Origin of the sequence: Gynuella sp. (assembly GCF_050297175.1) — a bacterium.
Classification (GTDB): Bacteria; Pseudomonadota; Gammaproteobacteria; order Pseudomonadales; family Natronospirillaceae; genus Gynuella.
This window is the reverse complement of record NZ_JBNKSF010000017.1, coordinates 158,710-166,623: the sequence shown is the minus strand read 5'-3', so window position 1 is coordinate 166,623 and position 7,914 is coordinate 158,710. Positions and strand designations below refer to the sequence as shown.

Below are 7,914 nucleotides of genomic sequence, written 5' to 3'. Positions count from 1 at the left end.
GCCATCCAGTTAGCGGGGTTGACCGGTGCGGCCTGATAATCCTGCAGAGCCGTCAGATTACCACTGTAGTCAAAGCTGTATTTCTGGTTCAGCAGTGTGGTACTGCCTCGTTTCGCCACAATCGTATTCAAGCGCCCATTGCTAAACTGGTAGGACTTGTTGACGGTTAAGGCGCTGCCCAGTTTTTGGCCGGTGACATTGTTCCAGGCATCCATGGCGGAAACCGTTTCATAAACCGCTTTGGTGTTGAGGTTGTACGTCTGACTGAGATAGCCGGAGCCGCTATAGCGATAGCCAACATCCAGATCTGAACCGGGATAGAATATTTTGAGCAGGCGCCCATAACTGTCGTAGTCATAGGTCGTGGCATAGGTACCGCTCAAGCCTGGCAGTGTTTCTTCCACCACCCAGCTCAGACCTTTGGCGTTATAGCTGATGCCCTTGCTGTATTGGAAACCAGCGGGTTTGCTGGAGCCTGAACCACACCCTTTATTACCGCTCCACTGACGGACTTCGCTCAGCTGACCATAGCTGTAATCACCTTCGTCGTAATACCAACAGACGGTTCCCTCGGGTGCGTACTGACGAGTTGTTCGACCCAGATCATCATAGCTATATTGAGTGGTCTGATTTTTGGCGGTGACCACTTTAGTCACCTGACCATAAGCATCGTAGCTATATTGGGTTTTGCCTTTGTCCGGGTCCGTTTCCGAGGTCAGGTTGCCATAGAGATCATAGGTTTTGCGAATTTCGAACAGACCTGAACCGATCTTCTCCGGGTCTGCTGCAATATTTCTATGATCTGCTTTGGAGTACTTCTGACTGACCAGTTTACCGTTGACATCATAAACGTAGGTTGTGATAGCTCCATTCGGGGCTTTCACCTGAAGCAGCTGATCATTGTGATTGTAGGTTTCTACCGTCACACGGTTGGCAGTGCCATTCACCCGATTGGTAATCGTACGGATATATCCCTGACCATTTGCCTGATAACTGTATTTGGTAATACCGCCATCTGCCCGGTTAACCTGAACCTGACGATCATAAAGGTCAAACCGGGAATCATTCCAGGCAACTGTTGGGTTTGCTGACAACGACGCCAACACCGGAGTCGACACCCTGATCTGACGACCAAATTGATCGTACTGGTTCATCACCAGAATATACTGAGAGGAATTAAATGACTGGGTGGCCGTTTTAGTCAGCTGGCCCAGTTTATCGTAGTAGTTATAGACGGTCGGCTGGCCACTGGTAGTGATTTTTTGATAACTGTAATACAGGTTGTTATTAGTACAGCCTACAGTACTGCCACCATCACGACAGAAACCATAATGCGTGTTGATGGTGACACCGCTTGGCAGATGCCGCGATATTTCACGCCCAAGTTCATCATAACTGACCGTGGTCGTCAGCCAGTTCCTGGCATCAACCTGCGTCCGAATAGTTTGTGGCTGACCGAATGCCGTGTAGTTACTCATTTGTGTCCGATGCCCCACGGCATCATATGTGTCTGACAGCCAGGCGGTTCCATTGTAATAAACCGATTTTGTCGTTCTGCCAGTGGCATTGTTGACAGGACTGATCACAGTCGATGCCATGTTGCCACTGCTGTCATAAGTGTAACTAACCCGGGTATCCAGGCTTGAATTGTTGGCGGCCGTGACCGTTTGTAATTGACCATCAGAGGTGTAGCTATATTGACTAACCTTTACTTCTGACGTTGCCGTAGCTGCACTGGCCAACCCTGATTGCCAGGCAGAACCAATGGCTGATCTCGTCACCCGGGTCCGGGTGGGCTGAAAGTTTGCATACCCACCACACCCACTATTTGAACGGAAGCTTAGGTTTTCGCTGGTAGCCTTCACCTGATAATCACCCAGGCCTGACGTTTGTTCTGTTTTAGTCAGACGTGCAAAACAGCCTGACACTTTTGTATAAGTGTTGGTTTGTATTTGTCGATTTCGTTTCAGTGTCAGGTTTTGATAATCGAAATAAGTAACCGCCGATTTCTGAAGATAGGTTTTTTTAACGCCACCATTCAGGGCAATCGAAGCCCAGACATTGGTAAGGGTTTTGGGCCCTTCTGAGTCCGCTCCGCCAGAAGGTGAATCGATTGATCGGGTGCGAGAATCATAGGTTTTCAACTCAGTACCATCGCGTAAATCGATAATCGGTTGAAGACCAGCTTCTGTATGTTCAAATAAACGTTCTTTGCTACCTCCGGCGGTAGAGTAGGCAAAGACAAATCCATGTTCATTACTAAGCGTTATTTTACTGATGAGCGACTGAGCCGTCTGCTTAGCGTAAGTGCGCTTGACGACCTGAACCGTTTTGCCAATAAATGGAGCACTTTGGCGCTTATAGGTTGTCGCAACGATTCCATAAGTATCGTATTTGCCTGTTGCAACATTCCACGAAGCCCTATCACTGGTCGAAACAATCGTACTGAAGCCAAGATATCCTTCAACATTGTGGCTGTATGCGCCACCGTATTTGTAATAAGTATTGAGTTTCTGATTGCTATTGCTACTGTGGCTAACCTGTTTAACCAGGTAAGTCCGACTACTCATGACTTCTTTTTCGTTGCGATCCGCAACGGCCTGAGTTGCCGGAGGATTGTAGTAAACAGAACCATCCGTCATGGAAGCGTAACTGATTGCTGAGGTGTTACCGTTGGAATCGGTTATGCCCGTAATGGCAAGATACTCATTGTCACTTTTATAAGTCCATGCGCGGTTGTCCTGTTGACTGGTTTCGTAAATCACCAGATCTGAGTCACCATCGCCATCAATGTCTGCTACTGTCGATGCCAGGGGGAAGCCGTGAACCTCTGTACCAGTAATATCATCAATAATATTGCCATTACTGCTTGTTTCTTTATAAAAACCTGTACCGGATGCATCTGTAAACTGAACCCGATAGGTCAAGTCATCGTAACGACCCAATTTGGTATTGGTACTATCACTACCACTACTACTTCTCAAACAAATCGCATCAGCACGACCATCGCCGTTAACATCGGCAAAACTGTCTAATGTCTCATTTTTTACGCAACTTTCAGATGACCATAAAATAGGACTACTGAAACCATCTTCTAACCCATTTGACAAACGAACGTAAAGCTTTCCATTAAGACTCTTTGTATAGACGATATCATCCATACCGTCGCCATTCATATCGGCAACCCATTTTGTGGAAATAGTTTCTCCTTCGTCAAGGAAGTTGTATTTGTGATCTGACAGAGTTCGATCAGATTTTCCATATCGTATATAAGCGGATTTATCTGTTCGAATTAACAGATCCATGCGGCCATTGCCATCAAAATCACCGGCATAGACTTTCTTGACTATTTCCTTCTGAACCTGCTTTTGCTCTGTCACGGAATGGACAACCGCTGAGTCTTCACGGCCATGCAAATTAAATGAATACACCCGGATATTTTCAGAACCATCGCGCCAATGCACCGCTTCTGTATAACCATCACCATCTATATCAGCATAGAGAATACTGCCGTTTTTCATAATTTTATCTATGACGCGTTCTCTTGCCACATCTCTATTCAGCGAAGTACCGAACAGATTACAGTACAGTCGGTCTTCTTTATGCTGACAATAGTCATTACTGCCATCACCATTAATATCGACAACACTGCTCTGGACATAACTGCTTCTTCCACGTCGAACAGGATAAGAAGGAGCGCCAAATTTCCCATCTGACTGACCTCTCTGCATGACAATTTTGCTTTTATCATTTCCGCTGTCTCTATCGGCCACAAAATCTGCCCGACCATCACCATCCATATCCGCGATGAAACGGTAATTAAAGTGCTGACTATCTTGAGTATCGGTATAAACACCACTTCTGGATAACAGCTCTCCCTGATCATCATGCCAGGAGAACTTTAGTGGCTCCAGGCACTTGCCGTATGAGCATAACTGCACCCCTTGAAGCATAGACTGCTGATGATTACGACTGTATCCATAAAACAAAGTGTAGTTCTGTGCTACATTGTTTTTATGCGTCAGCTGTATATCTCTAAGCCTTTTTGTATACAGGTATTTACTGCCGCTGCTCCAACCAAATGATCGATCAGGACGCTCTTCAAAATGAAATTGAACGGAATATTGCCCGTAATTGATTGAAGAGATTAATTGTTCACCTGTCTGGGAATTGGTTAAGTAGTTAAGGGTGTAGGCATTGGTACCCGGAAGATTCACAGAGGATAGCGCCCAGGCTTTAACCCCGACCCCCTGATTCCTGGACAATCGCGAACTGGCAGAGTTGCCAAATTGTTTATGAACACCGTTTTCGAGATACGCATCAAAATATAGAGGCCCACCGCTGATTGTGTTCCGGCTAACGACCAGCACCTGGGAATCAATTTCAGTTCTATAGCTGGTACCGTTGGCTCCGTAGTTACCACTCACTGCGACCAATCTCTGACCATTCAGGCAAAAACGATCCGTATTATTGTATTGAAGGGTCCCTCGGGAACTATTAGGTTTCTTCTGAGGGCAGCGCGCGATCGTTTCGAGCCCACCAATTGCCCAGCCTTTCCCCAGCTGGCCATTACCGTTTTGAGAATCATAATTCAGAGAAATATTCGGCTTGATTCCACCTGGCCCTGCTGGCAGATCCAGCGGTAGATAATACGTGGCACTTCCGCCTTCACTAACCGTGAAATCACCTTTTAAATTGCCCACCAGAGTTGTTGGCGCATAATCTCGGGTAGGATTTAATGGATTGCCCTGAGCGTCTACAATCCAGGAGGCACCTGTAGATTTATGAGTAATCTTAAATCCTGAACCCCCCTCGCCGGAGTATTCCTGATAGGTGTGATTCGTACTGATGTGAATACCACCAATACTTGCGTTATTGGATACAGAAGGCGTGTTTCCATTAGAACCATTTAAGAGGCTGGCTCCTCCGCTACTGACAATGGCAACATCATTCAGGCCATCGCCATTGAAATCACCGTCCCATAATGTCAATGCTACAGGGTTTTTACCGGATACACCGGGTACAGCTGCGGAATATGTATACCCACCCTTGCCATCATTGAGTAGGGTGAAATTTTTGGAATCGTAGGTCTTGATCGGAATCAATACACCTGATGCAATCAGGACATATCTTGGTTTGGCAATGAAGACCAGATCGTCTTTACCATCTTTATTGGTATCAAACTTATAGATGTTAAACGAATCTGTTTGAAGGTTGGTACTCGCAATCGCACTGGTACTAAAACCAGCGATCAACGCGAAAGCCAAAGATACAACCAAATGCTTCATACGCTCTCCAAGACTTAAATTCTCATCATGATAGATTTCGAAAAGGGCTTATTGCCTGAAGGAATGACACACTGAATCAGTCAGATATATAGCAATGGATAAATGAAGAATTTTTACTAAAATGAAAGGTGCCATGAAGAATCAGAAAATCCTTTAACACATCCTTATAAATACTTCTATCCAGAATCTCCTACGTAATCTGAGTGGTAAGATACCAAGCATCACTGGCAATAGATGGACAACCCAAAAATAATTCACAAAATTGTGCAAGAAAGATGTAAACAAGACAAGTTATTTTTTGGTTTCAAGCGATAACCAACAAGCACGTCACCTCCGCGTTTATGCATTAACCAGTCAATGACAGTGACAATTTTTTATATTTAACTGCTTTTTTCCGTCTTATTAGGTCTCTTTTGCCTCACAGGCACCTCCTCCCAACCACTGATCATGGCTTTCATAAATTGCCCAATGGTTTCTCCCGTGGTAATCAAATACAGGTGAGCGACGAGGAAGGTCAGTATCAGAAATGCGGCCGCCGTATGAATCAGGGCAACGCTTTTGAGGCTTAGTTCGGCGCTGATCAATTCGAGTCGTGACCATTCATTATAAAACAGGTACAGCAGACCACTGATCCATATTGTCGGAAATATCAATATCTTCAACAGCAGATAAGTAAGTCGTTGCAACGGGTTATGTTTGGCCGCCGCACTGGGATGAAACGGATGCGGTTCGCCGGTGAAAATGCCTCTGGAATAGTACATCAGTTGCTCCCATAATCCTTTACGGGTAGGTAAGTAGTGTTTGTATTCTCCTGTGGTCAGATGCCAGAAGATGGTGAACACCCACAATACCACCAGCGACCAGGCTGATACTTCATGAAATTCGGTCGCCTGGTCAAATCCAAACAGTGTGTAGTTACCGTGAATCTCAAATCCTGTCAGAGCCATAAATACGATCAATACCGCTTGAGCCCAGTGCCAGAATCGTTCATAGGCCTTAAATAGCAGGATCCGCTCAGTCGTCTGCTTCATTTCGCTTTCTCCTCCAGGCAAATATAATTCGCAAGGTTCCGTGTGTTACAACTGCGACAATCGTAAGAATGATTAACATCCTCCCCAATTGGTCCAATAGAAAGGATTGACTTTGCCCTGGTATGTACAAATCAGGAACTCCTGCCAGGAGACTTTTTCCGCTATGACATTGCTGGCAAGTCAACGCCTGCTCTTTTGGCGCGACGCCGTGATTCAACGGCCAGAGCATGGTTGTCTCAATAAATCCAACGTCACCAGAAAATGTCATGCCTGCAGCTTCGGCGCCGGCCTGTAGTGATTTTTTCCAGTTGTAACCATTCCAGTATGCATCACGCCCACGACCCGCCAGATGCATGGGCACTAGTTTTTGTTCTCCGGAATCGTAGGGAAGTATTGAACGGAATACATGGAAGGGGAATATCTTACTGTTCTTTTGTTCAGCACCGCCTCCTATGGTTGTCATCATGACTTCTGCCGCCGGGTTGACCGAATCCCCGGGTTTGGCAAATGTTATCTGGCCGTCAAACCAACGATAGTCCGGACGCAGTGTTTCGCCATACTGCATTGCACCTTTTTGTGATGCATAAGTGACTCTGCCGGCTTCGTCATATTCAACAATCGGTTTGCGACGACGATTTCTCTCACCGGCTTTGGACCAGTCCCAGAAGGTTTTGGTAGCAACACCTCCACGCGCATATGCCGGTATATGACATGTCTGGCAGGCAACACGATCTGTATGATTATTCAAACGCTCATCCTGCATCGGTCTGTCTCCATGACAGGAGACACAGGTGGCTCTGGCTCCATTTAACGCATCCACACCTTTATGGTCAGCCGGACTATTTGCCTGATAACGACTCCCATACAGTTGATGATCATCTCCCTGGTGGCAACTGCTACAGGTCAAATTCGCACCATCTGCACTGAGGTGTACATCCAACTCATGACTTGCACTCAAAAGAGAACTGTCAAGATCACCATGTTTGGCGCCATCTGCACCACCATCATGAAAATGACATGCGCCACAGGCGCTACTGGTGGTCATGCCGACCTGTTGCGCCATGGTCGTTAACGTCGCGGTAAACCGTGATTCCTGGTTTTCCATTTCCTTCTTTAACGCCTCAGCGCCGTCATCATGGCAATTCAGGCACTTGGCTCCATCCTGGTGAAATTTGCTGTAAAAATATTCACCGGTGGTGTCATGGCACATCATGCAATCTACCGCACCTTCCGGGCGAATACCGCTCAGCTCCTGTTCCTCCAAACCGTAACCGATATGACAGTTATCGCAAGAATCCATATTCGAGGCCACAGAAGGATGATAACCATTCATGACTCTCAGTTTACCCTGCAAGTGGCCACTCGCATCTTCAAACTGCCAGCGCCAGTGAATGGTATCGTGTAGTTGAGAAGGGGCTTCCGTATGACAGGACATACACGCGTCATTCAGCTGTTGCAGACTATCAAACTTCTGTTGCAAAACTTCGAATTTCTGGTGATCTGCCGTTCCTCCGGCGATCAACAAAGGACTGACCAGCAATAAAAACAGCCACTGCATCATCCATCGCAGCGGCTTATTCAATACAGGCATGGTG

At 46.3% G+C, this 7,914-nt stretch carries 3 protein-coding genes; all 3 read right to left on the bottom strand.

The window, feature by feature from the left end:
• Positions 1–5,288: FG-GAP-like repeat-containing protein (locus ACQY6I_RS06960; RefSeq protein ID WP_428240748.1), on the bottom strand; the 5,288-nt coding region annotated here is incomplete at its 3' end.
• 380 nt (positions 5,289–5,668) lie between these two features.
• Positions 5,669–6,319 (bottom strand): cytochrome b/b6 domain-containing protein, encoded by a 651-nt coding sequence (locus ACQY6I_RS06955; RefSeq protein WP_428240747.1) that lies wholly within the window; start codon positions 6,317–6,319, stop codon positions 5,669–5,671.
• Positions 6,303–7,910 carry a tetrathionate reductase family octaheme c-type cytochrome gene (locus tag ACQY6I_RS06950; protein WP_428240746.1) on the bottom strand — a complete coding sequence of 536 codons (1,608 nt, stop codon included), beginning with the start codon at positions 7,908–7,910 and terminating at the stop codon, positions 6,303–6,305. The genes ACQY6I_RS06955 and ACQY6I_RS06950 overlap by 17 nt, the downstream gene beginning before the upstream one ends.
• Positions 7,911–7,914 lie beyond the last annotated feature (4 nt).

What these genes read in the sequence shown, in the direction of transcription:
- ACQY6I_RS06950 (WP_428240746.1), bottom strand. Translation starts at nt 7,910, where the DNA reads ATGCCTGTATTGAATAAGCCGCTGCGATGGATGATGCAGTGGCTGTTT.
- ACQY6I_RS06955 (WP_428240747.1), bottom strand. Translation starts at nt 6,319, where the DNA reads ATGAAGCAGACGACTGAGCGGATCCTGCTATTTAAGGCCTATGAACGA.